The 21,689-nt window shown below is 65.1% G+C and carries 18 protein-coding genes; 7 read left to right on the forward strand and 11 right to left on the reverse strand.

Annotation, left to right across the window (positions count from 1 at the left end; translation table 11 throughout):
• Nucleotides 1–5: 5 nt before the first annotated feature.
• Together JC616_RS02765 and JC616_RS02770 are read right to left on the reverse strand one after the other, a co-directional pair.
• A complete protein-coding gene (locus JC616_RS02765) occupies nt 6–803 on the reverse strand; it encodes an MOSC domain-containing protein (RefSeq protein WP_107797931.1) in 798 nt (265 codons plus the stop codon).
• 35 nt (nt 804–838) lie between these two features.
• Entirely contained in the window at nt 839–2,236 is a 1,398-nt protein-coding gene (locus JC616_RS02770; protein ID WP_107797932.1) for an aminotransferase-like domain-containing protein, read from the reverse strand.
• 267 nt (nt 2,237–2,503) lie between these two features.
• Here JC616_RS02770 and JC616_RS02775 point away from each other — a divergent pair, with 267 nt between their 5' ends.
• The 4 genes from JC616_RS02775 (at nt 2,504) to JC616_RS02790 (ending at nt 9,196) form a co-directional block, all read left to right on the forward strand.
• The gene (locus JC616_RS02775; RefSeq protein WP_227106585.1) at nt 2,504–4,360 is read left to right on the forward strand and encodes a methyl-accepting chemotaxis protein; all 1,857 of its coding nucleotides are present in this window, start codon (nt 2,504–2,506) and stop codon (nt 4,358–4,360) included.
• Between the two features lie 178 nt (nt 4,361–4,538).
• Entirely contained in the window at nt 4,539–5,855 is a 1,317-nt protein-coding gene (locus JC616_RS02780) for an aspartate aminotransferase family protein (protein WP_227106588.1), read from the forward strand.
• 42 nt (nt 5,856–5,897) lie between these two features.
• Nucleotides 5,898–7,385, forward strand: coding sequence for a CoA-acylating methylmalonate-semialdehyde dehydrogenase (locus JC616_RS02785; RefSeq protein ID WP_227106590.1), 1,488 nt, complete (start codon nt 5,898–5,900; stop codon nt 7,383–7,385).
• 173 nt (nt 7,386–7,558) lie between these two features.
• Nucleotides 7,559–9,196: a methyl-accepting chemotaxis protein gene (locus JC616_RS02790; RefSeq protein ID WP_107797935.1), complete on the forward strand. Its 1,638-nt coding sequence runs from the start codon at nt 7,559–7,561 to the stop codon at nt 9,194–9,196.
• 168 nt (nt 9,197–9,364) lie between these two features.
• Here the strand turns inward: JC616_RS02790 and kynA are convergent, their stop codons facing one another.
• From kynA to JC616_RS02835, 9 genes are all read right to left on the reverse strand, one after another.
• On the reverse strand, nt 9,365–10,207 hold the full coding sequence (kynA, locus tag JC616_RS02795) for a tryptophan 2,3-dioxygenase (protein ID WP_227106592.1): 843 nt from the start codon (nt 10,205–10,207) through the stop codon (nt 9,365–9,367).
• A 162-nt stretch (nt 10,208–10,369) separates the two neighbouring features.
• Nucleotides 10,370–11,854, reverse strand: coding sequence for an apolipoprotein N-acyltransferase (gene lnt, locus JC616_RS02800; RefSeq protein ID WP_227106594.1), 1,485 nt, complete (start codon nt 11,852–11,854; stop codon nt 10,370–10,372).
• A 269-nt stretch (nt 11,855–12,123) separates the two neighbouring features.
• Complete coding sequence (locus tag JC616_RS02805) at nt 12,124–12,975, reverse strand: HlyC/CorC family transporter (RefSeq protein WP_019102982.1); 852 nt, start codon at nt 12,973–12,975, stop codon at nt 12,124–12,126.
• A 3-nt stretch (nt 12,976–12,978) separates the two neighbouring features.
• Entirely contained in the window at nt 12,979–13,485 is a 507-nt protein-coding gene (ybeY, locus tag JC616_RS02810; protein WP_107797937.1) for an rRNA maturation RNase YbeY, read from the reverse strand.
• Nucleotides 13,466–14,452 carry a PhoH family protein gene (locus JC616_RS02815; RefSeq protein ID WP_107797938.1) on the reverse strand — a complete coding sequence of 329 codons (987 nt, stop codon included), beginning with the start codon at nt 14,450–14,452 and terminating at the stop codon, nt 13,466–13,468. Before JC616_RS02815 ends, ybeY begins: the two co-directional genes overlap by 20 nt.
• A gap of 82 nt (nt 14,453–14,534) precedes the next feature.
• Nucleotides 14,535–14,822, reverse strand: coding sequence for a YciI family protein (locus tag JC616_RS02820; RefSeq protein ID WP_107797939.1), 288 nt, complete (start codon nt 14,820–14,822; stop codon nt 14,535–14,537).
• Nucleotides 14,823–14,906: 84 nt separating this feature from the next.
• Entirely contained in the window at nt 14,907–16,241 is a 1,335-nt protein-coding gene (miaB, locus tag JC616_RS02825; RefSeq protein ID WP_107797940.1) for a tRNA (N6-isopentenyl adenosine(37)-C2)-methylthiotransferase MiaB, read from the reverse strand.
• A 72-nt stretch (nt 16,242–16,313) separates the two neighbouring features.
• Nucleotides 16,314–16,706 (reverse strand): hypothetical protein, encoded by a 393-nt coding sequence (locus JC616_RS02830; RefSeq protein WP_107797941.1) that lies wholly within the window; start codon nt 16,704–16,706, stop codon nt 16,314–16,316.
• A gap of 115 nt (nt 16,707–16,821) precedes the next feature.
• Nucleotides 16,822–17,337, reverse strand: coding sequence for a GNAT family N-acetyltransferase (locus tag JC616_RS02835; RefSeq protein ID WP_227106595.1), 516 nt, complete (start codon nt 17,335–17,337; stop codon nt 16,822–16,824).
• Between the two features lie 194 nt (nt 17,338–17,531).
• Between JC616_RS02835 and JC616_RS02840 the strand changes: the two genes are divergently transcribed.
• From JC616_RS02840 to JC616_RS02850, 3 genes are all read left to right on the forward strand, one after another.
• On the forward strand, nt 17,532–18,575 hold the full coding sequence (locus JC616_RS02840) for a GGDEF domain-containing protein (RefSeq protein WP_227106596.1): 1,044 nt from the start codon (nt 17,532–17,534) through the stop codon (nt 18,573–18,575).
• An 88-nt stretch (nt 18,576–18,663) separates the two neighbouring features.
• Nucleotides 18,664–19,884 (forward strand): DUF2399 domain-containing protein, encoded by a 1,221-nt coding sequence (locus JC616_RS02845; RefSeq protein ID WP_227106597.1) that lies wholly within the window; start codon nt 18,664–18,666, stop codon nt 19,882–19,884.
• 331 nt (nt 19,885–20,215) lie between these two features.
• Nucleotides 20,216–21,652, forward strand: coding sequence for a sodium:solute symporter family protein (locus JC616_RS02850; protein WP_227106598.1), 1,437 nt, complete (start codon nt 20,216–20,218; stop codon nt 21,650–21,652).
• Nucleotides 21,653–21,689: the final 37 nt, after the last annotated feature.

A 21,689-nucleotide genomic window follows, 5' to 3' on the forward strand; every position in this document is an offset into this window, starting at 1 on the left:
GACAATCAGAACTCGTAGCGGGTTTCCAGCACGCTGAACTCGGCGCCCAATTCCAGCAAGCCTTCATTACGCGGCACCAGGTTGACGCCGAAGCAGACGCCTTCCGGCAAGGTGCGAATGCTGACCAGGGTGCGCAGCGGCTGCTGTTCCGGCGATTTGATCCCGGTATCCGGATCCACCGTGGTCAGCACGCAGCGCGAGCAGGGCTTGGCGACGTCGAACACCACCTCGCCGATCTGGACCACCTTCCAATCGTCCTCTTCCCAGGCGTAATCGCCGCTGACCACCAGATTGGGGCGGAAGTGGCGCAGCGATACCGGCTGGTCCAGCTCGTCGTTGAGCGCGTCCAGCGAGGCCTGGTTCACCAGCAGATAGGGGTAGCCGTCGGCGAAGGACATCGCGTGCTCGCTGTCCTTCAGTCGGCGATTGGAGCGCATGCCCAGCCACAGCAACTGGCAGGGCTCGCCCAGCACCTCGCTGAACCAGAGATCGACGGCGGCGTCGCCGTGATAGGCGGCGAAGTTGTCCTTCCATACCGTAGCCGGCGCTTCTTGCTGGTATTGGGTGCTCATCGCCAGCACCGGCGCCTTGCCCGGAAATTTGAACAGGGCGCCGCCGGGAATCAGGTCCACCTCCACGCGCACCAGCTGCGGGTGGGAGCGGGCGGTGAAGAAGCGGCCGTTGTCGCCGGCCAGCAGCCATTCGCGGTCGTGCAGCAAGCCCTGCTTGCCGGCGAAGGCGCGGCTGTAGGACAGGCCGCGACAGGATTTCAACGGATGGACGAACATTTCGACAAGTTGCATGGAGGGCTCCGCTAAGCTGTGGTCAGGGCATGGTATCACTGCGGCGGGCAACTCAGAAAATCCCACAGCCTACGATCCTGGCTGAAAGCGACGTTGAAGCGCAGCCAATCCGAGGGCATGCCGTAGGCGCGGAACAGATGGCCGGGCGCGAGCAGGATTTTGTGTTGCTGGGCCTGCTCGGCCAAGCGTCTGGCGTCCAGCTCCCCGGGCGGGCGCGCCAGCAGAAACAGGCCGTTGGACGGCCGCGCGAACAACTGCCAGCCGTGTTCCAGAAACAGCTGCTGGCATTGGGCCTGAGCCTCGGACAAGCGCGCGCGCAGCCGTTCCAGTTGGCGGCGGTAGCGGCCCTCGGACACCAGTTCCAGCGCCAGCCTCTCGTTCAATTCCGGCGAGGTCAGTCCGGACATCATCTTGTAATGGACGATGCGTTCGAGCAGATCGGACGGGCCGCATAGATAGCCGACGCGCAGTCCCGGCGACAGCGATTTGGAGAAGCTGTCGATGTAGAGCACGCGTTTGAGGCCGTCCAGCGCCGCCAGCGCGGGTTGGCGGCCGCCGGCGAAGTCCGCGGACACATTGTCCTCCACGATCAGGAAATCGTGCTCCTCGGCCAGGCGCAGCACCTGGTGGGCGACCGACGGCGAGTAGCTGGCACCGGTGGGGTTTTGCAGCCAGGGATTGGTGAAGAAGGCGCGCGGCCGATGCTGGAGCAGCAGCGCGCGCAGATGTTCCAAGTCGGGGCCGTGCTCGGTCCAGGGCACCGGCACCAGCTTGAACTCGCGAAACGCCAGGCAGGACAGCAGATTGCAATAGCCGGGATCGTCCACCAGCACGGTGTCCCCGGCCTGCAGCAGCGCGCAGGCGGCCATGTCCAGCGCGCGGCTGGCGCCCTGGGTCAGCGCGATGTCGTCGGCTCGGGCGGGGATGCCGCGCTCGGCCAGCCGGTCCGCCAAATGCTCGCGCAAGGGCAGAAAGCCCTTGGGGTCGCCGTAGCCGGGCGCGGCGACGGCGTCGCGGGCCAGCTGCCGCAGCGCTTTTTGCTGGGCCTCGGCGTCGTACCAGTGCGAGGGCAGCCAGCCGCAGCCCGCGAACAGGGTGTTGGCGTCCTGCTGGTAAATCTTGCGCAGCAGCCAGTATTCGTCCACCGGCCAGACGCGCGGCGCGGCGGGCAGATCGGGCGGCCGGCTTTCCCGCCTTCCCTCCACGTAAAAGCCGGAGCCCGGCCGCGCCGCCAGATAGCCCAAGGTCACCAGCCTATCGTAGGCCTCGACCACGGTGAAGGGACTGACGCCCAGCTCCCCGGCCATTCTGCGAATAGATGGGATTTTTGCGCCTTTGCGCCACTGACCGCATTGAATGGCGGAAATAGCTGAATTGACTATATTTTCCACCAGGGTAATGCCTTCCGCGGGCATAAGATTCAGGCTGGCCATTGCGCGTTAATTGAGCATCATTGATATTGGGCCTGTCCGTTGAGAACAGCTTGTGATAAATATCTCGTCATAAGCCGGATGGCATGTTGCAGCCGCCAATCTGTATGTTTTTTGTTGAGCTTTGCAGGCGAAACGGCTAAGACAAGAACAGAGCCTACCGGCATCGAGAATGATCATAACAGCGCTTTGTCGTGAATTGACAAGCAATCGCGGCAAGCCAAGTCGAATTGGGGATGGAGGACGGAAATGCGCTCTTTGCGTGTAAAGTTGATTGTATTCATTGCGGTGCTGCTGGTTCTGCTGGGCGCCATCATTACGACCCTGGTCTACACCCAGATGCGCAACGAGATTGTCCAGGGCGTGGATAACGAGTTGTCCAGCACCTCGCGCGGCTACGCCAACCTGGTCAAGGATTGGTACGGCAGCAAGGTCAAGGTGGTGATCGCCGGCAACCCGGTGGTGGGCACGCCCGAGCCCATGCCGATGCTGGCGCGCCTGAGCCAGGCCGGCGGCTACGATATGACCTATATCGGCACCGCCGATCACAAGATGATCCGTTCCGACTTCAAGCCGCAGCCGGCGGGCTACGACCCGGTGGCGCGGCCCTGGTATCAGCAGGCGCAGGCCAGCGGCAAGCCGGGCGTGTCCGATCCCTATGTAGACTTCGACACCAAGAAACTGGTGGTGACCTTCGTGTCGCCGGTGTTCGACGGCTCCACGCTGAAAGCGGTGGTGGGCGGCGACATCTTCATCGACGACTTGGTCAAAACCGTGCTGTCCGCCAAGCTGCGCGGCAACGGCTACGCCTTCCTGGTGGACAAGGCCGGCAAGGTGATCGCCCATCCGGACACCACGCTGACGCTGAAGCCTCTGGCGGAGAAAGTACCGGCGCTGACCGGCGAGAAGCTGGTGCAGCTGTCCACCAGCAGCGCGATGGAGGAGATCGAGGTCAACGGCGAAACCAAGCTGGTGCAGGTGGACCCGGTGGAGGGCACCAACTGGCTGCTGGGCGTGATGATAGACAAGTCCGTGGTCAGCGAGCCGCTGGAAAAACTGCTGCTGACCGTGGTGGGCCTGGGCGCGCTGTGCGTGGTGGTGCTGATCCCGGTGGCCAGCGTGATGCTGAGCAAAATGTTGGCCGGCTTGGGCCGTTTGCGCAACGCGATGCTGGAGATCTCCAAGGGCGAGGGCGATTTGACCCGACGCATCGAGGTGCAGGGCCAGGATGAGATCGCCGAAACCGCGACCGCGTTCAACAGCTTCATCCATCGTTTGCAAAGCATGTTCGTGGCGGTGCGCACCGAGGCGGAAAACGTCACCAACGGCGTGCAGAGCGTGGCCACCACGGTGGATCAGGTGGCGCGCGATTCCCGGCAGATTTCCGACGTGTCCAGCTCCAACGCCGCGACGCTGGAGGAAATCACCGTCAGCATCTCCCATATCGCCGACGCCGCGCGCGAGGCGGATTCGCTGGTCAACCACACCGGCACCGTGTCCAGCGAAAGCGCCGACGAAATGCAGCGCATCTCCCGCGAGATGAACAGCACGGTGGAGGCGGTGAAGGGCTTGTCCGGCATGTTGGTGTCGCTGGATCAACGCTCGCAGCAAATCAGCGGCATCACCAATGTGATCAAGGACATTGCCGATCAGACCAACCTCTTGGCCTTGAACGCGGCGATCGAAGCGGCGCGCGCCGGCGAAATGGGCCGCGGCTTCGCGGTGGTGGCGGACGAAGTGCGCAAACTGGCCGAGCGCACCGGCCAGGCCACGGTGGAGATTTCCAGCATGGTCAGTACCATCCGCGAGGAAACCAGCCAGGCGGTGACCAATATGCAGCGCACCGTCAGCTCGGTGGACGACGGCGTGGAACTGACCGACAGCGCGGTGCAGCGCATCGAGCAGATCCAGCAGGCGATGCAGGAAGTGATGGCCAAGATGAACGAGATCACCTTGTCCACCAGCGAGCAGCACAAGGCCACCACCTTGATCGCGCAGAGCACCGAGCAGATCAACGGCCGCATCGTCGACAGCGACGGTGCCCTGCAGACCGTGCACGACACCTTGAACGATTTGTCGCAGGCGGCCAAGGATATGCGCCAGTTGTTCTCCAGCTTCCGCGTTTAAGCGAGCTGACGCGACACAGAAAACCCGGCTGCGGCCGGGTTTTTTCATGGTCTTGGACTGTATTGGCGATTTGGCCGGTACGGGATTGGGCAAATCCGCGCAAACTGTACCTGTAATTGTATTGGTGCAGCCGCTAGATTAGTTGTCATCATTCGGCCAAGAGCCAGGGGAGACAACGATGAATCAGCCGCAGATGGACGCGTTCTGGATGCCCTTCACCGCCAACCGCCAGTTCAAGAGCGCTCCGCGCATGCTGGTGAGCGCCGACGGCATGTATTACACCGACGACCAAGGCCGCCAGATCCTGGACGGCAGCGCCGGCCTGTGGTGCGTGACCGCCGGCCACAACCGCAAGCCCATCGTCGAGGCGGTGCAGCGCCAGGTGGCGACGCTGGATTACGCGCCGCCGTTCCAGATGGCGCACCCCAAGGCCTTCGAGGCCGCCGACAAGCTGGTGGCGATGGCGCCCAAGGGCTTGAGCAAGGCCTTCTTCGTCGGCTCCGGCTCGGAGGCGGTGGACACCGCGCTGAAGATGGCGGTGGCCTATCACCGCGTGCGCGGCGACGCCGCCCGCGTCAAGCTGATCGGCCGCGAGCGCGGCTATCACGGCGTCAACTTCGGCGGCGTCTCGGTGGGCGGCATGGCCGGCAACCGCAAACACTTTCCGGTGTCCCTGCCGGCGGTGGACCATTTGCGCAGCACCCATGATCTTGCGCGCAACGCCTTCAGCCGCGGCGAGCCGGAGCACGGCGCCGAGTTCGCCGACGAACTGGAAGCGCGCATCCTGACCCTGCACGACCCGTCCACCATCGCCGCCGTCATCGTCGAGCCGATGGCCGGCTCCACCGGCGTGCTGATCCCGCCCAAGGGCTATTTGCGGCGCCTGCGCGAAATCTGCGACCGCTACGGCATCCTGCTGATCTTCGACGAGGTGATCACCGGCTTCGGACGCCTGGGCGCGGATTGGGCGGCCAACAAGTTCGGCGTGCTGCCGGACATCATCACCTGCGCCAAGGGCCTGACCAACGGCGTGGTGCCTATGGGCGCGCTGCTGGTGAAGCCGGAGATCCACGACGCCTTCATGGCCGCCGCCGGCGAGCGCATGATCGAGTTCCCCCACGGCTACACCTATTCCGCCCATCCGCTGGCCTGCGCCGCGGCGATCGCCTCGCTGGACCTGTACCGCGAGGAGCAATTGTTCGAGCGCGCCGCCGGCTTGTCCGCTTATTTCGAGGAGCGCGCGCACGCCTTGCGCGGCCAGCCCTACGTCAAGGACATCCGCAACCTCGGCCTGGTGGCCGGCATCGAAATGGACAGCCGCCCCGGCGCGGCCGGGCAGCGCGGTTTCGACGTCTTCCTCAAGTGCTGGGAACAAGGCGTGCTGGTGCGCTTTACCGGCGACATCCTGGCGGTGTCGCCGCCCTTGATCATCGAAAAGCACGAGATCGACCGGCTGTTCGACACCATCGCCTCCGCCTTGCGCGCCTGCGAGTAAGCGCGGCGCCGAATACTCAACTCATTCGAATCGGAACATAAGATGCAAACCATTCCTCATTACATCGGCGGCGAACGCTGCGAAGGCCGGAGCGGCCGCTTTGGCGATGTCTACAACCCGGCGCTGGGCAGCGTCGCCGCCCGCGTGCCGCTGGCGAGCCCGGACGAGGTGCAGGCCGCGGTGGCGGCGGCGCGCAAGGCCTTTCCGGCCTGGGCGGAAACCTCGCCGCTGAAGCGGGCGCGGGTGATGTTCAAGTTCAAGGAGCTGCTGGAGCAGAATCAGCAGCGCTTGGCGGCGCTGATTTCCAGCGAGCACGGCAAGGTGGTGTCCGACGCCATCGGCGAAGTCGCCCGCGGCCTGGAAGTGGTGGAGTTCGCCTGCGGCATTCCGCAGTTGCTGAAGGGCGAGTTCACCGAACAGGTGGGCGGCGGCATCGACAGCCATTCCATGCGTCAGCCGCTGGGCGTGGTGGCCGGCATCACCCCGTTCAACTTCCCGGCCATGGTGCCGCTGTGGATGTTCCCGGTGGCCTTGGCCTGCGGCAACTGCTTCATTCTCAAGCCGTCCGAGCGCGACCCGTCCGCCGCGCTGCTGCTGGCCGATCTGTTGCAGCAGGCCGGCCTGCCGGCCGGCGTGTTCAGCGTGGTGCACGGCGACAAGCAGGCGGTGGACGCCTTGCTCGCCCATCCCGACATCGCCGCGCTCAGCTTCGTCGGCTCCACGCCGATTGCCCAGTACATCTACGAAACCGGCGCGCGCCATGGCAAGCGGGTGCAGGCGCTGGGCGGCGCCAAGAACCACCTGGTGGTGATGCCGGACGCGGATCTGGACGGCGCGGTGGAGGCCTTGATCGGGGCCGCTTACGGCTCGGCCGGCGAGCGTTGCATGGCGATCTCGGTGGTGCTGGCGGTGGGCGACATCGGCGACGCGCTGGTGGAGCGGCTGGCCGAGCGCGCGCGCAGTCTGAAGATAGGCGTGGGCGACGACGCGGCGGCGGAAATGGGGCCGCTGGTGACGCGCCAGCACTTGGACAAGGTGACGGGCTATGTCGATCAGGGCGTGGCCGAAGGCGCGCAGCTGGTGGTGGACGGCCGCGGCTACCGCCATCCCGGCCACGAGGACGGGTTTTTCCTGGGCGGCTGCCTGTTCGACCATGTGACGCCGGAGATGACCATCTACAAGGAGGAAATCTTCGGGCCGGTGCTGGCGGTGGTGCGGGTGCCGGACTTCGACAGCGCGGTCAGCCTGATCAACGCCCATCCCTTCGCCAACGGCACCAGTATTTTCACCCGCTCCGGCGGCGCCGCGCGCGAATTCAGCCACCGCATCCAGGTGGGCATGGTGGGCATCAATGTGCCGATCCCGGTGCCGATGGCCTTCCACAGCTTTGGCGGCTGGAAGGCTTCGCTGTTCGGCGACCATCATATGCACGGCCCGGAAGGCGTGCGCTTCTATACCCGGATGAAGACGGTGACCAGCCGCTGGCCGGCCAAGATGACCGCCGAATTCGTGATGCCGACGATGAAGTAAGGATGGAATGACGACTCTGGACGCGTGCTCGCGTTCAGTTGAAACCCGGAGCGATCCGGGTTTTTTTTATGCTGTTGATATTTTTCATCGAAATGTATCAAACTGGGATTAATCGCATAAAAAGAGCGATCAGCGCTGTCTAGAATAAGCTAACAAGGTGTGGGGAGATGGAAATGAACAAAACAACAATGAGCCTGCGCGGCCGTTTGCTGCTGCTTTTGGTGGCGATGGCCCTGCTGGTGACGGCGATAGGCGTGTTGTCGGTGATGCGCGAGCGGGACACCATGTTGCTGGACCGCAAGGACAAGACGCGCAATCTGGTGGAATCGGCGGCGGCCTTGGTGACGTCCTACGAGAAGATGGCGGCGGACGGCAAGATGAGCGAGCCGCAGGCCAAGCAACTGGCGGCGGCGGCGCTGAGCAGCATGCGTTACGACGAGCGCGAATATTTCTTCGCCTTCGACAAGGGCCTGACCTATGTCGCCCACGGCGTGAAGCCGGCCTTGATCGGCAAGAATCTGCACGGGGTCAAGGAGGGCAGCGGCCAGGACATGGGCCAGTTGTTCGACCAGGCGCTGAGCGCCGGCGGCGGCAAGGGTTATGCCGCTTATGTCTGGGACAAGCCGGGCTTCGACGCGCCGCAGCCCAAGATATCCTATTTGATGACCTCGCCCGGCTGGGGCTGGGTGCTGGGCACCGGCATCTATCTGGACGATGTGGCGGCCGCCTATCACAAATCGCTGTTCAACCTGGCGCTGGAAGTCGGCGTGATCCTGCTGCTGCTGGCCGGTCTCGGCGGCTACATCATGCGCAGCGTGCTGGGCCAGCTGGGCGGCGAGCCGGCGGTCACCGTGGACATCGTCAAACGCATCGCCGCCGGACAGCTGGATATGGACGTGCCGGTGAAAGCCGGCGACCGCGACAGCCTGCTGGCCAATGTGGCCGGCATGCAGGGGCAGTTGCGGCAGCTGGTGGGCGACATCGCCGCCGCGGCCAGCCGGGTGTCGGAGATGAGCGCCGACGTCAGCAGCCACGCCAGCGAAGTGGCCAACGGTTCGGAGAAGCAAAGCGAGGCGGCCACCTCGATGGCGGCGTCGATCGAAGAACTGACCGTCAGCATCAACCATATTTCCGACCGCGCTCAGGACGCCCGCAATCTGTCCGAGCAATCCGGCGAATCGTCGCAGCAGGGCAGCGAGGTGATTTCGCGCGCGGTGGCGGAAATGCGCCGCATCAATGAATCGGTGGAATTGGCCGCCGGCACCATCAACGAGCTGGTGGACAAGGCGCAAGTGATCTCCGGCATCATGCAGGTGATCAAGGACATCGCCGATCAGACCAATCTTCTGGCGTTGAACGCGGCGATCGAGGCGGCGCGCGCCGGCGAGCAGGGCCGCGGCTTCGCGGTGGTGGCGGACGAGGTGCGCAAGCTGTCCGAACGCACCGCCCAGGCCACCGAGGAGATCGCCGGCATGATCGCCGAGATCCAACAAAGCTCCACCCAGTCTCACGGTTCGATGGAAGAGGCGGTGCGGCGCGCCAAGAACGGCCTGGAACTGGCCGAGCAGGGCGGCGAGGCGGTGGGCGAGATCCGTCAGAGCGCCGGCGGGGTGCTGGGCGTGGTCAACGATATTTCCCACGCGCTGAAGGAGCAGGGCACCGCCAGCCAGGACATCGCCCAGTACGTTGAACAGATCGCAATGAGCTCCAGCAAGAACGCGCAGGCGGCGTCCACCGCTTCGGCGGCGCTGGCGGACATGAACCAGCTGGCCGGCAATCTGCGCGGGCTGGTGTCGCGCTTCCGCTGTTGAGCCGGCGGCGCGCTAGGCGGTCTTAGAGCCGATTCGAAATCTCGCGGGCGAGAGCGAGATAAGGTGAAAACCGCTGAGAACGCCGAATGCAGGTTTACTGCATGAGCGTTTCGAAGCGGTACTCACCGTGCAACGCGTCACGACGCGCAGCCGATCGTAAGCAGGTTCTTAGCGGCCGATCTCGGTGCGCACGTCCAGCAACTCCGGGAAGAAAGTCAGCTCCAGCGCCTGCTTGAGGAAGCGCACGCCGCTGGAGCCGCCGGTGCCCTGCTTGAAGCCGATCACCCGCTCCACCGTCTTCATGTGCCGGAAGCGCCACAGGTGGAAGTATTCCTCCACGTCCACCAGTTTTTCCGCCATCTCATAGGCTTCCCAGTGCTGCTGGGGCTGGTCGTAGATCAATTTGAACAGCGGGATCAGTTCCGGGTTGCGCTGATAGGGCTGCGACCAGTCGCGTTCCAGGCTGGAGGCCGGCACCGGCAGGCCGCGCCGCGCCAGATGGCGCAGGAATTCGTCGTACAGACTGGGCGCGTCCAGGATGGCCTTCAGCGAAGCGTGTTTGTCCGCTTCATGGGCGAACACGTTCAGCATCGCCTGGTTCTTGTTGCCCAGCAGGAATTCGATGGAGCGGTATTGATGCGACTGGAAGCCGGAGGAATTGCCCAGCACGTCGCGGAATTCCATGTATTCCGACGGCGTCAGCGTTTCCAGCACCGCCCATTGCTCGAACAGCAGACGCTGGATCTGTTTGACCCGCGCCAGGCATTTGAAGCTGGGGCCCAGCGTGTCCTGCTGGACGAAGCGCACCGCGGCCTGCAGCTCGTGCAGCATCAGCTTCATCCACAATTCCGATGTCTGATGCTGGATCACGAACAGCAACTCGTCGTGATGCGGCGGGTTGGACAGCGGTTTCTGACAGGCCAGCAGCTCGTCCAGGCATAGATAGCCGCCGTAGCTCATGCGCTCGGAAAAGTTGGTGACGATCCCGGCTTCCAGTTTTCTCTCGTTCATGGTGTTTCCCTTGTAGAGGCGGCGCGTCGTTTCTTGGTGTGTGTCCGGTACGGGACCGGTTTCGCGTCGCCGGCGAATGATGATCGGGAATCCGGGGCCGAATGTCAAAACGCGCGATGTTCCTGTGTGGAAACATCGCGCGTTAGCAAGGGGAGGGACCGTTCAAGGCCGGTGTTTGCGGCCCAGCAGCATGGCCAGCAGCAGCAGCGCCGCGCAGCCTATCAAGACCGGCATATTGCCGTGGCGCATATAGGGCGTCAGCCCCTGGCGGCCCTGGGCGAAGCCCTGCAGCACCTGGCGGGTGTAGGGCGCGGCCACCGCGGCGATTTCGCCGTCCGGGCGGATGATGGCGGTCATGCCGTTATTGGTGGCGCGCAGCATGTAGCGGCCGTTTTCCATCGCGCGGGCCTGGGACAGCTGCAGGTGCTGGCTCATCGCCACGCTCTTACCGAACCAGGCCAGATTGCTGACGTTGGCCATGATGCTGGCCTGGGAGGCCGGGCCTGTCAGCTCTTCGCCGAAGCTGTCCTCGTAGCAGACGTTGAAGGCGATCTTCTCGCCGGCCAGCGCCAGCGGCGGCTGATTGGCGCCGCCGCTGCTGAAGCCGGACATCGGCATATTCATGAACTGGTAGATCCAGCCGATCAGGCCGGGCACCGGGATGAACTCGCCAAAGGGCACCAGATGGTCTTTGGCGAAGAAGGGCCGGCCCGGCGTGGTCAGCGCCACCACCGCGTTCAAATAACCGCGGCCGTCGTTGGTGCGGCGCGGCACGCCGGTGGCCAGCGCCATGCCGGCGCGTTGGGCCTGGCCTTCCATCATGCTCAGATAGCCGGACGGCAGGTCGTCGAGGAAGAGCGGCAGCGCGGTTTCCGGCAGCAGCATCAGGTCGGCGCGGGTGGTGGCCACTTGCTGGTAATACACGCGCAGCGATTCTTCCAGGTTTTCCGGCGACCATTTCAGTTCCTGAGCGATATTGCCCTGGGCCAGCGCCACGCTGATCGGCTTGCCCTGCGGCTGGGTCCATTCCACGCTCTTGAGCCAGAAGCCGTTGCCCCACACCGCCAGCGCGGCGACCAGCAGGCCGGCGCGCATCTTCCAGCCGCTGTGGACCATCAAGGCCAGCGCGCCGGCGGACAGCGCCACCAGGTAGGTGACCAGGTGGGAGCCGCCCAGCGGCGTATAGCCGGCCAGCGGGCTTTCCGTGATCTGCGAGTAGCCGGCGGCGGCCCAGGGGAAGCCGGTCAGCACCCAGCCGCGCAGCCATTCCCCCAGTTCCCACAGCGCCGGGAAGGCCAGCAGCCAGCGCTGCCACGGCTTGGCGGTGACGCGGGCGCTCAGCCACATCGCGAGGCCCGGGTAGAGCGCCAGATAGGCCGGCAGCAAGAGCACCAGCGGCAGGGCGATCCAGGCCGGCAGGCCGGCCACGTCGTGCAGGCTGTTGTAGATCCAGTTGAAGTTGCTGGTGTAGGCGGCCAGACCCCAGACATAGCCGATCCAGAACGCGCGCTGCGGGTGGCGTTGAGTCAGGTCGGCCAGCGCCGCCAAAGACAGCGGCATGATCCAGAATAGCCGATAGGGGGCGAAGGCGAACAGTGTGAGGCTGCCAGCCAAGGCGGCTGCCAGCAGGACCAGTAAAGTGCGCATGGTAGGCATCAGGCGAAGCCGGCCGGCAAAAGCCGGCCGACGGATTGTCAAATAGCTGATCTTCATCTTAGGAGCGGGCGGCGCGGGCTCCAAGCCCAATCCGGCCGCCGGCTTCCGGCAGCGGCGTTCAGCGTCTGTTCACGCTCTTGCGAGCGTGGGCGAGACAAGGCCGAAACGGCTGGGAAAGCGCAATGCGCAGGCGGCGCATGGGCGTTTCTCAGCCGTGCTCAAGCCAGGCCTCCGCCGCGAAGCGGAAGGCGCGCCGCTTCTCAGACCTCGCTGGTTTCCCCGGCCTGAATCCGCTCCACCAGCAGGGTGTCGACGCGGCGGTTGTCGGCGCGCAGCACGGTGAAGCGCAGGCCGGCGGCTTCCACCGCCTCGCCGCGCTTGGGCAGGTGGCCGGTCAGCGAGATCACCAGGCCGCCGACGGTGTCGACGTCGTCGTCTTCGAAATCGGTTTCAAAGTAATGATTGAAGTCCTCGATCTCGGTCAGCGCCTTGACTCGGTAGCGTTGATGGCCGCGCACCGGCAGGATGTCTTCCTCGTCGTCCTCGGTGTCGTATTCGTCCTCGATGTCGCCGACGATCTGCTCGATCACGTCCTCGATGGTCACCAGGCCGGACACGCCGCCGTATTCGTCCACCACCACCGCCATGTGATTGTGGGTGGCGCGGAAATCGCGCAGCAGCACGTTCAGCGGCTTGGACTCCGGCACGAACACCGCCGGGCGCAGCACCGCCTTCAAGTCGAAGCTGGCCGGCGCGTGGAAATAGCGCAACAGTTCCTTGGCCAACAGAATGCCCAGCACGTCGTCCTTGCTGTCGCCTATCACCGGAAAACGCGAGTGTCCGGAGTCGATCACCATCGGCAGGAAGCGGGTGATCGGGTCGTCGCAGCTGATCACGTTCATCTGGCTGCGCGGAATCATCACGTCGCGCACGGTCAGCTCGCTGACTTCCAGCACGCCCTCGATCATGCCGAGCGCTTCCGCGTCCAGCAGATTGCGCTCGAAGGCGTTGTGCAAGAGCTCGATCAACTCTTCGCGATCTTCCGGCTCGCGCAGCAACATGGTGGACAGGCGTTCCAGCCAAGTCGGCCGCGGTTTACTGGGGTCTTCCATTTCTTAGAACTGCTCCTCTCGATAAGGGTCGGGATATCCTAGCCTCTGCATGATGACGGTTTCAAGCGCCTCCATGGTTTCGGCTTCGTCGTCTTGTTCGTGGTCAAAGCCTTGCAGGTGCAGCATGCCGTGCACCAACAGGTGGGCGTAATGCGCTTGCAGCGGCTTGTTTTGCTCGGCCGCCTCTTTTTCCACCACCGGCGCGCACAGCACCAGATCGCCGATCAAGGGCAGGCCGGGCACCGGCTCGCCCTCGTTGAGGGCGAAGCTCAGCACATTGGTGGCGTAGTCCTTGCCGCGGTAGTCATGGTTCATTTGGCGGCCTTCGTCGGCATCCACGATCAGGATGCTGACCTGGGCCTGTTTGACGCCGGCTTGCAGCGCCGCCTGGCTCCAGCGGCGCAGATCGGCGGGCCGCGGCAGCGCGGCGGTTTGACTGCGCACGTCCAGGCTCAGTTCCAGGCGCGCGGCCAGCCGCGCCAGCAGCGGGTTACGCTTGGCTCTTTTCATCTTGCTTGCTTTGGTATTGGTCGTAGGCGTCGACGATTTTCTGCACCAGCGGGTGGCGCACCACGTCGTCGCTCTGGAAATGGTGGAAATGGATGCCGCGGACCTTGTCCAGGATGCGTTCCACTTCGACCAGGCCGCTTTTCTGATGGCGGGCCAGATCGATCTGGGTCACGTCGCCGGTGATCACCGCCTTGGAGCCGAAGCCGATGCGGGTCAGGAACATTTTCATCTGCTCCGGCGTGGTGTTCTGCGCCTCGTCCAGAATGATGAAGGCGTTGTTCAGCGTGCGGCCGCGCATATAGGCCAGCGGCGCGATCTCGATCAGGTTCTTTTCGAACAGCCGGGTCACGCGGTCGAAACCCATCAGATCGTACAGCGCGTCGTACAGCGGCCGCAGATACGGGTCCACTTTCTGCGCCAGGTCGCCGGGCAGGAAGCCCAGCTTCTCGCCGGCCTCCACCGCCGGGCGCACCAGCACGATGCGCTTGACCGCGTCGCGCTCCATCGCGTCCACCGCGCAGCCCACCGCCAGATAGGTCTTGCCGGTGCCGGCCGGGCCGATGCCGAAGGTGATGTCGTGTTGCTGGATGGCCTTGATGTAGCGGCTCTGGCGCGGCGTGCGGCCGCGCAGATCGCCGCGGCGGGTCACCAGCACCGGCGCGTCTTCGTCGTCGGTCGCGGCCGCGGCGCCGTGGGGCGCGTGGCGGCGCAGTTCCACCAGGCACAGTTGCACGTCGTCTATCGACAGCTCCTGTTTTTCCGCCAGCAGATAGAGCCGGGTCAGCGCCTCCACCGCGGTCTTGGCCTGTTCGCCCTGGACGCGGAAACTTTCGCCGCGGCGCTGCACCGTCACGTCCAGGCCGGTTTCTATCTGTTTCAGGTTTTCGTCCAGCGGGCCGCACAGGCGGGCCAGCCGTTCATTGTCGACAGGGTTGAAGCTCAGGGGTTCGGCGTGCGATGTAGTCATGCGGCTCGTAGTCTGGGTCGTTGTCGGCGGCCCGCCGCGGGGCGGGATGGCCGATGGACAAGGGTTAGGGCTGCGGCGCTCATTAAATGTTCCGCAGACAATCCAGTTCCGGCGCGCTCATGCTGGCGTGGAACTCGGTGATTTCGTAGCGGGCGAGGCCGGCGACGGCGAAGGGGTCGCGCGCCAGCAGCGCTTCCAGCTCGGCGCGTTCGCCGCGCGCCAGGATCACGCCGCCGGTGCGCGGCGTCTTGCGGCCGGAGGCCAGCAGCAGGCCGGCGGCGTAGCCCTGCCGCAGCCAGGCGACGTGCGCTTCCAGCTGCGCGTCGATGTCGGACAGCGGGGCGATGTAGCTTAGCGAAACAATGAACATGGCGGCGTCAGCGTGAAGGGAAAGCGCCAAGCATACGCCGGCCCGCGGCGGCCGGCGCGAAAAAATGGCGGACGGGCGTCATGCTCAGGCGGTTTCCGCGATCAGCGCCTCGCCCACCAGCGAGTGGGGGCGGGCTTCGGTGATGCGCAGATCGATCATCTGATTGAGCAGGCGCGGGTGGCCGGCGAAGTTGACCACGCGGTTGTTGGCGGTGCGCGCCGCCAGCATGGCGGCGTCTTTCTTGGACACGCTTTCCACCAGCACGCGCTGCACCGTGCCCACCATCGCCTGGTTGATGGCGAAGCCCTTGGCCTCGATCACCTCGTTCAGGGCTTCCAGCCGGCGCACTTTTTCCGCGTGCGGGGTGTCGTCCGGCAGATTGGACGCCGGCGTGCCCGGACGCGGGCTGTAGATGAACACATAGCTGAAGTCGACTTCCATGTCCTTGACCAGCTTCAGCGTCTGTTCGAAGTCGGCCTCGGTCTCGCCGGGGAAGCCGACGATGAAGTCGGACGACAGACACAGATCCGGCCGCAGCGCGCGCAGCTTGCGGATGATGGATTTGTACTCCAGGCCGGTGTAGCCGCGCTTCATCGCGGCCAGCACGCGGTCGGCGCCGCTTTGCACCGGCAGGTGCAGATGGGACACCAGCTTGGGCAGCTTGCCGTAGCAATCGATGATGCGCTGGCTGAACTCGCGCGGGTGGCTGGTGGTGAAGCGGATGCGCTCCACGCCCGGCACTTCGTGCACGTATTCCAGCAGCAGCGCGAAGTCGGCGATTTCGCCGTCGGCCATCATGCCGCGATAGGCGTTGACGTTCTGGCCCAGCAGGGTGATTTCCTTGACGCCCTGGACGGCCAGACCGGCGATTTCGGTCAGCACGTCGTCGAAGGGGCGGCTGACTTCCTCGCCGCGGGTGTAGGGCACCACGCAGAAGGAGCAATACTTGGAACAGCCTTCCATGATGGATACGTAAGCCGCGCCGCCCTCCACCTTGGCCGGCGGGATGTGGTCGAACTTCTCGATTTCCGGGAAGGAGATGTCCACCTGGGAGTTGCCGCTGGATTGGCGCGATTTGATCAGGTCCGGCAGGCGGTGCAGGGTTTGCGGGCCGAACACCACGTCGACGTAAGGCGCGCGCTTGACGATGGTTTCGCCTTCCTGCGACGCCACGCAGCCGCCGACGCCGATGATCAGATCGGGCTTGGCCTCTTTCAGCGGACGGATGCGGCCCAGGTCCGAAAACACTTTTTCCTGCGCCTTTTCGCGCACGCTACAGGTGTTGAACAGGATGATGTCGGCTTCTTCCGGCTTGTCCGTCTTGATCATGCCTTCGGAGTCGGACAGCACGTCGGCCATTTTGTCCGAGTCGTACTCGTTCATTTGGCAGCCGAACGTCTTGATGTATACCTTTTTCATTGCAGCTAGATTCCAGCGTGTTTCAGTTCGCCGCCGGGCCGGACCCGACAAGCGCGCCGCGAGCGGCTGAGTTTATTGGGACGGCTGGGCGGCCGCTTCGGCTTCCCTTTGCTTCAGCAAGTCCACTTCCTCGGGGCGCAGCACCCAGATCCGGTTGATCTGGCCTTGCATATTGAAGGTGACCCCCACCGGCCGGCCTTCCAGATTGTCCAGTTGGCCGCGCAGCAGGAAGCGGTTGTTCTCGTCGAAGATGCGCAGACCGGGCGCCAACGGGAATTGGCGCTCGGAGCGGATGAAGATGCCGAGCAGACTTTCCAGCAAGGAGCGGTCTTTCTTGACGAACTCGATGGTGGCGTCGTTAGCGGCGCGGACCGTGCCGGCCTTCAGTTCCATCGGCAGCAAACGGCCGGCCAGGGCCGGGGCGGCGAGCCATGCCGCGCAAAGGGCGACTATGAGTATTTTCATAAGGAATTGAATACGTTGCGCGCGATTCTATCATAGCTTGGCCATGGGGCTGGCCAAATCTTCCTTGCAGCATAGGCGTTTTGGCGCGCCGACGCGGCCCGCGTTCACCCTGCGTTCACAAGGAGCGCCGCATGCCGACCGCGCCTTCGCCGTAAGCCCGGCGGGTGTAATCGTCGCGCGCGCAGGGCTGATAGCCAAAGCGTTTCCAATAGCGCGCGGCGCCCTGAACCGCCACCAGCCGCGCCTGGCGCAGCCCGCGCCGCCGGCCCTGGCCCAGCACGGTTTGCACCAGCCGCGGCCCCAGGCCGTGGCCGCGCGCGTCCGGATGCAGCGCCAGATCGTGGATGAACAGGGTGTCCACCGCGTCCGGCAGCCTCTCCAGCGGGTGGTTGAGGCTGGGCGGCCGGCCGGCGGTCCAGGGATGGGCGAACACATAGCCCAGCAGCTGGCCGGGACGCTCCGCCACCCAACAGGTGTCCGGCGACAGGCGGTGGCGCGAGGCCAGCGCGTCCCGGCTCTCGATCAGCGACGGCGGATAGCAGTGTTGCTGAACTTGCAGCACGGCGGGAAAATCTTGAACTTGCATCGGGCGCAGGACAATGGCGTCCTGCCGGCGACAGACTGCGGACATCGGGTGCGGGCCAATCCATGGAAGACAAAAAGCAAAGCGCGCGGCCGGAGCCGCGCGGTGTCGAAGGCGGCGATTATAGCCTCCGGGAGAGCGGGGGGCCAGCCGGCCCCGGAGAGGATTGCATGGGGGCGGTCCAGGCGCCTATACCACAGCAAGACGCGATGTCAGACGCGTGTGGGCGGGAGCATGATGCGATGACGATACCTGCGCCGGTGCGGCCGCTGGAACAAGATTTCGACGCTTATCTGATCGACGCCTTCCAATGGCGCAGCCTGGGCTTTCAGGGGGTGGGGGTGTTGGCCGCGCTGGGCTTTCTGCTGGTGCGCCGCCTGTACGGCGGCATGGTGCCGGGATGGCTGTTTCTGGCGGTAGGCCTGGGCCTGGGCGGCCTGATCCTGCTGCAGATCTGGGCGCGGCGCGGCCGTTCCCTGCTGTTGTGGCAGGTCTTGTTCGCCATTGGCTATTGCCTGGCGATGAAGCGCGCGCTGGATGCCGGCGGCTACGGCGAATTCCTGTTGTTGCCGACGCTGGGCGTGTCCGCGCTGGTGATGTCGATCAGCATGTCCAGCGTATGGCACACCTTGAGCTTCTGGGGGCTGCTGCTGCTGGTGTTCGACCCGGCGCGGGTGTTTCTGCGTTTGGGCGGCGAACAGACGATTTACGGCTTCGGCTTTCTGGCCCTCATCATCGGCGGCATGGTCTTGGTGCATGTGCAGGTGGTGCAGACCCTGCGCAGCAACCACCTGCTGCTGAACAAGCTGCGGCGGCAGGCCTTTTACGATTCGCTGAGCAGCCTGCCCAACCGGCGCTCCTTTTTGCAACAGGCGGAATACGCGCTGGGGCACGAGGACATCGCCTTCTATCTGGCCATCATCGATATCGATCTGTTCAAGTGCATCAACGACACCCACGGCCACGCGGTGGGGGATCAGACGATACGCGATGTCAGCGCTTTGCTGGCCGAGACCTTCCACGATCAGATTTACGGCCGCATCGGCGGCGAGGAGTTCGGCGTGCTGCTGGCGGCGCGCAGCGACGCGGCGGGGCAGGCGCGGCTGGAGTGTTTCCGCCAGCAGGTGCGCGCCGCGCCTTTTTCCCATGGCCAGGTGACGGTCAGCGCCGGCGTTTGCCAAGTGGGGAACGGCGGGCTGCAGCAGGCTTTTCACCGGGCGGATCAGGCCTTGTACCAGGCCAAGGCCGGCGGCCGGGACCGGGTGATCGCCTGGCAAGCGGCTTGAGGGCCGGCTCCCGATACGCGGCGCGGCATTGAATTTCTGGCGGAAAAATGGTCTATTCCTCATCCGCCTTTTCACCGAGTCGCCCGCTATGTCGCATTGGTTGTCCCAGATCGATCCCGATTCCGTTCGCCGCACCCCGCTGGGCGCGCGCGGCCATAATCTGCTGCTGACGCCGCAGGCCGCGCCGCAGCCGCTGTTGCTGAGCCAGGAGGAGCAGGAACTGGTGGACGGCTGGCTCAAATCGCGCCGCAATCGCATGCGCTGGAGCAGCCTGCTCGCGCTGGCGGACAGTCACGCTCTGGCGGCGAACCTGCTGCGCCGGCTCTTGGAGGCCGGCTGGTGCGAGGTGGAGCTGCACGCCGAAACCGGCCTGCGCCTCAGTCAGCTGGAACCGTTCTGGGTGCAATGGCTGGACATGTACGGCCTGCGCCATTTGCTGGGCATGGCCGACGCGCGGCCCCAGACCGAGGTGGTGGAGCTGTGGCGCGGCTGGCAGCCGCGCCATCCGCTGCTGTTGGGCTTGGCGGAAAGCCTGAGCCCGCATCTGCAATTCTCCACGCTGGAGCGCCGGCTGAAGCTGGCCCAGGCGCTGGACCAATGGCTGCTGGACGGCTGCTGGGGCACCGAGCGCCAGTTTTCGCAGCGCGCGCTGGGGCGCAGCAAAGCCTTCGGCGCGGCGGACCGGCAATGGCTGGCGGAATTCGGCATCGATCTGGAAGCCTGCGGCATCGCCCGTCACACCCCGCACGTCTTCCTGTCCGGGCCGCTGGGCCTGTGGGCCGGGCAGCAGTGCCTGCTGTCCGCCGCCTTGCTGCAACAAGGCGTGGCCCTGGGGCCGGAGGCTTTGATGAGCGTGAGCGCGGTGGAGGGCGCGATCCGCAGCGTGCGCATCGTGGAGAATCTCAGCGTGTTTCAGACGCTGAGCCAGCAGGCGCTGCCGGTGCTGACCATCTGGGTGCCGGGCCAGCCGCATCAGCGCTGGCGCGAGGCGGTGCGCCATTTATTGACTCTGCTGCGGGTGCCGGTGCAGATCGCCTGCGACCTGGCCCCGTCCGGCATCGCCGTCGCCATGGCCGCCGGCCAGGTGGCGGAGCAGGCCGGACGGCCGTGGTCGCCGTGGCGGATGCAGCCGGAGCAACTGACCCTGGCCAACGGCGCCCAGCCCTTGAGCGAGGCGGAGCAGGCGCAGCTGGCGCGCCTGATGGGCGGCGGCCTGCCGCCCTTGCTGCACGGCCTGGCGATGGAGATGCAGGAGAAGCAGTGCAAGGTGGAGCAAGAGGCGCTGTTCATCGAGGACTGGGGGGACTGAGCGCCGGCCGTCCGGCCCGCTGAAAACGGGCGCGGAAATCCGGCTTGGCCGACGGGCGGGCGGCGGAAAATACCGGCGGGCGGCGGCGCGCCGGCAATGACATTCGGGCAAATTGGGGCGGGTGTGAAAAAACTGCCCGGCGATGGGTACACAGCGGGAAAAAGCTGCGTTATCATCGCCCCCCAAACCCTTGATGGCAAAGGCAAGATATCAGGGTTTTCAGGAATTGAGAGAGGCTGGCGGGGTGTCAGGCACCCCCGCCGGCCTCTTGCTTTTGGGCCGCCGTTTTGGCGCGTGCGCGCGCCGCCAGAAGAAGAGGAATATCCTTCCCATGTTGATTGGCTTCGTCGTCGTCTATCTGCTGCTGTCCGTGGGCATCGGCCTCTACGCCGCCACCCGGGTGCGCAACGCCCGCGATTTCGCCGTGGCCGGCCGCAGCCTGCCGTTTCCCATCGTCACCGCCATGGTGTTCGCCACCTGGTTCGGCTCGGAGGCGGTGCTGGGCATTCCGGCCACCTTCATCGACAAGGGCTTCGCCGGCATCGTCGAAGACCCGTTCGGCTCCTCGATGTGCCTGGTGCTGGTGGGCCTGTTGTTCGCGCGGCCGCTGTACCGGCTCAATCTGCTGACCATAGGCGACTTCTACAAGCAGCGCTTCGGCCGCAATGTGGAGCTGTTCGTGTCGCTGTGCATCATCGCCTCCTACCTGGGTTGGGTGGCGGCGCAGCTGACCGCGCTGGGCGTGGTGTTCAACGTGCTGTCCCAGGGCGCGATCAGCGCCAACGCCGGCATGTTGCTGGGCGCGGGCATCGTGCTGGTGTACACGCTGTTCGGCGGCATGTGGTCGGTGGCGCTGACCGACTTTTTCCAGATGACGGTGATCGTCGCCGGCCTGCTTTATCTGACCTGGCTGATCGGCGACATGGCCGGCGGCCCGGTCAAGGTGTTGCAGCACGCGGCGGCGCAGGACAAGTTCACCATGATTCCCAGCATGGCGCCCAAGGACGTGGTCGGCTTCGTCGGCGCCTTGCTGACCATGATGTTGGGCTCCATTCCGCAGCAGGATATTTTCCAGCGGGTGATGTCGGCCAAGAACGAGAACGTCGCCGCGCGCGCGTCCATCGTCGGCGGCGGCCTGTACCTGACCTTCTGCATGCTGCCCATCTTCATCGGCTTCGCCGCCACGCTGATCGACCCGACCATGGTGAGCCGCTGGATGCAGCAGGACGCGCAGATGATTCTGCCCAGCCTGATCCTGGAGCGCACGCCGCTGTTCGCGCAGGTGATGTTCTTCGGCGCGCTGCTGTCCGCCATCATGTCCACCGCGTCCGGCACCTTGCTGGCGCCGTCGGTGACCTTTACCGAGAACGTGCTCAGCCGTTTCATCCCGGTGATGTCGGACCGCCAGTTCCTGCTGGCGATGCGGCTGACCGTGGTGGGCCTGGCCATCGTCACCACGGTGTTCGCGCTCTTGTCCGACGCCACCATCTACGAGATGGTGGGCAACGCCTACAAGGTGACGCTGGTGTCGGCGGTGGCGCCGCTGTTCGCCGGCCTGTTCTGGAAGCGCTCCACGCCGCAGGGCGCCTTGCTGGCCATCGCGCTGGGCCTGGGCAGCTGGCTGGCGCTGGACTGGTTCGGCCCGGCGGATCCGTTCTGGCCGCCGCAGCTGGTGGGCCTGGGTTTCAGCATTGTCGGCATGGTGGCCGGCAGCCTGCTGCCGCAGCGGCTGGGACGGCAGGCTTTGGCGGGGATGGGCCGGGCCTGACCCGGCCTTAGAGCCTGTTTACGATCTCGCGAGCCAA

It is taken from the genome of Chromobacterium rhizoryzae (assembly GCF_020544465.1).
Taxonomy (GTDB): Bacteria; Pseudomonadota; Gammaproteobacteria; order Burkholderiales; family Chromobacteriaceae; genus Chromobacterium.

Bases quoted from the DNA above. Each gene is read 5' to 3' on its own strand.
- JC616_RS02850 (WP_227106598.1), top strand. From the start codon at position 20,216: ATGTTGATTGGCTTCGTCGTCGTCTATCTGCTGCTGTCCGTGGGCATC.
- JC616_RS02845 (WP_227106597.1), top strand. From the start codon at position 18,664: ATGTCGCATTGGTTGTCCCAGATCGATCCCGATTCCGTTCGCCGCACC.
- JC616_RS02770 (WP_107797932.1), bottom strand. From the start codon at position 2,236: ATGGCCAGCCTGAATCTTATGCCCGCGGAAGGCATTACCCTGGTGGAA.
- JC616_RS02815 (WP_107797938.1), bottom strand. From the start codon at position 14,452: ATGACTACATCGCACGCCGAACCCCTGAGCTTCAACCCTGTCGACAAT.
- JC616_RS02785 (WP_227106590.1), top strand. From the start codon at position 5,898: ATGCAAACCATTCCTCATTACATCGGCGGCGAACGCTGCGAAGGCCGG.
- JC616_RS02765 (WP_107797931.1), bottom strand. From the start codon at position 803: ATGCAACTTGTCGAAATGTTCGTCCATCCGTTGAAATCCTGTCGCGGC.
- JC616_RS02835 (WP_227106595.1), bottom strand. From the start codon at position 17,337: ATGTCCGCAGTCTGTCGCCGGCAGGACGCCATTGTCCTGCGCCCGATG.
- JC616_RS02840 (WP_227106596.1), top strand. From the start codon at position 17,532: ATGACGATACCTGCGCCGGTGCGGCCGCTGGAACAAGATTTCGACGCT.
- ybeY (WP_107797937.1), bottom strand. From the start codon at position 13,485: ATGAAAAGAGCCAAGCGTAACCCGCTGCTGGCGCGGCTGGCCGCGCGC.
- JC616_RS02805 (WP_019102982.1), bottom strand. From the start codon at position 12,975: ATGGAAGACCCCAGTAAACCGCGGCCGACTTGGCTGGAACGCCTGTCC.
- JC616_RS02820 (WP_107797939.1), bottom strand. From the start codon at position 14,822: ATGTTCATTGTTTCGCTAAGCTACATCGCCCCGCTGTCCGACATCGAC.
- JC616_RS02790 (WP_107797935.1), top strand. From the start codon at position 7,559: ATGAACAAAACAACAATGAGCCTGCGCGGCCGTTTGCTGCTGCTTTTG.
- kynA (WP_227106592.1), bottom strand. From the start codon at position 10,207: ATGAACGAGAGAAAACTGGAAGCCGGGATCGTCACCAACTTTTCCGAG.
- lnt (WP_227106594.1), bottom strand. From the start codon at position 11,854: ATGCGCACTTTACTGGTCCTGCTGGCAGCCGCCTTGGCTGGCAGCCTC.
- miaB (WP_107797940.1), bottom strand. From the start codon at position 16,241: ATGAAAAAGGTATACATCAAGACGTTCGGCTGCCAAATGAACGAGTAC.
- JC616_RS02780 (WP_227106588.1), top strand. From the start codon at position 4,539: ATGAATCAGCCGCAGATGGACGCGTTCTGGATGCCCTTCACCGCCAAC.
- JC616_RS02830 (WP_107797941.1), bottom strand. From the start codon at position 16,706: ATGAAAATACTCATAGTCGCCCTTTGCGCGGCATGGCTCGCCGCCCCG.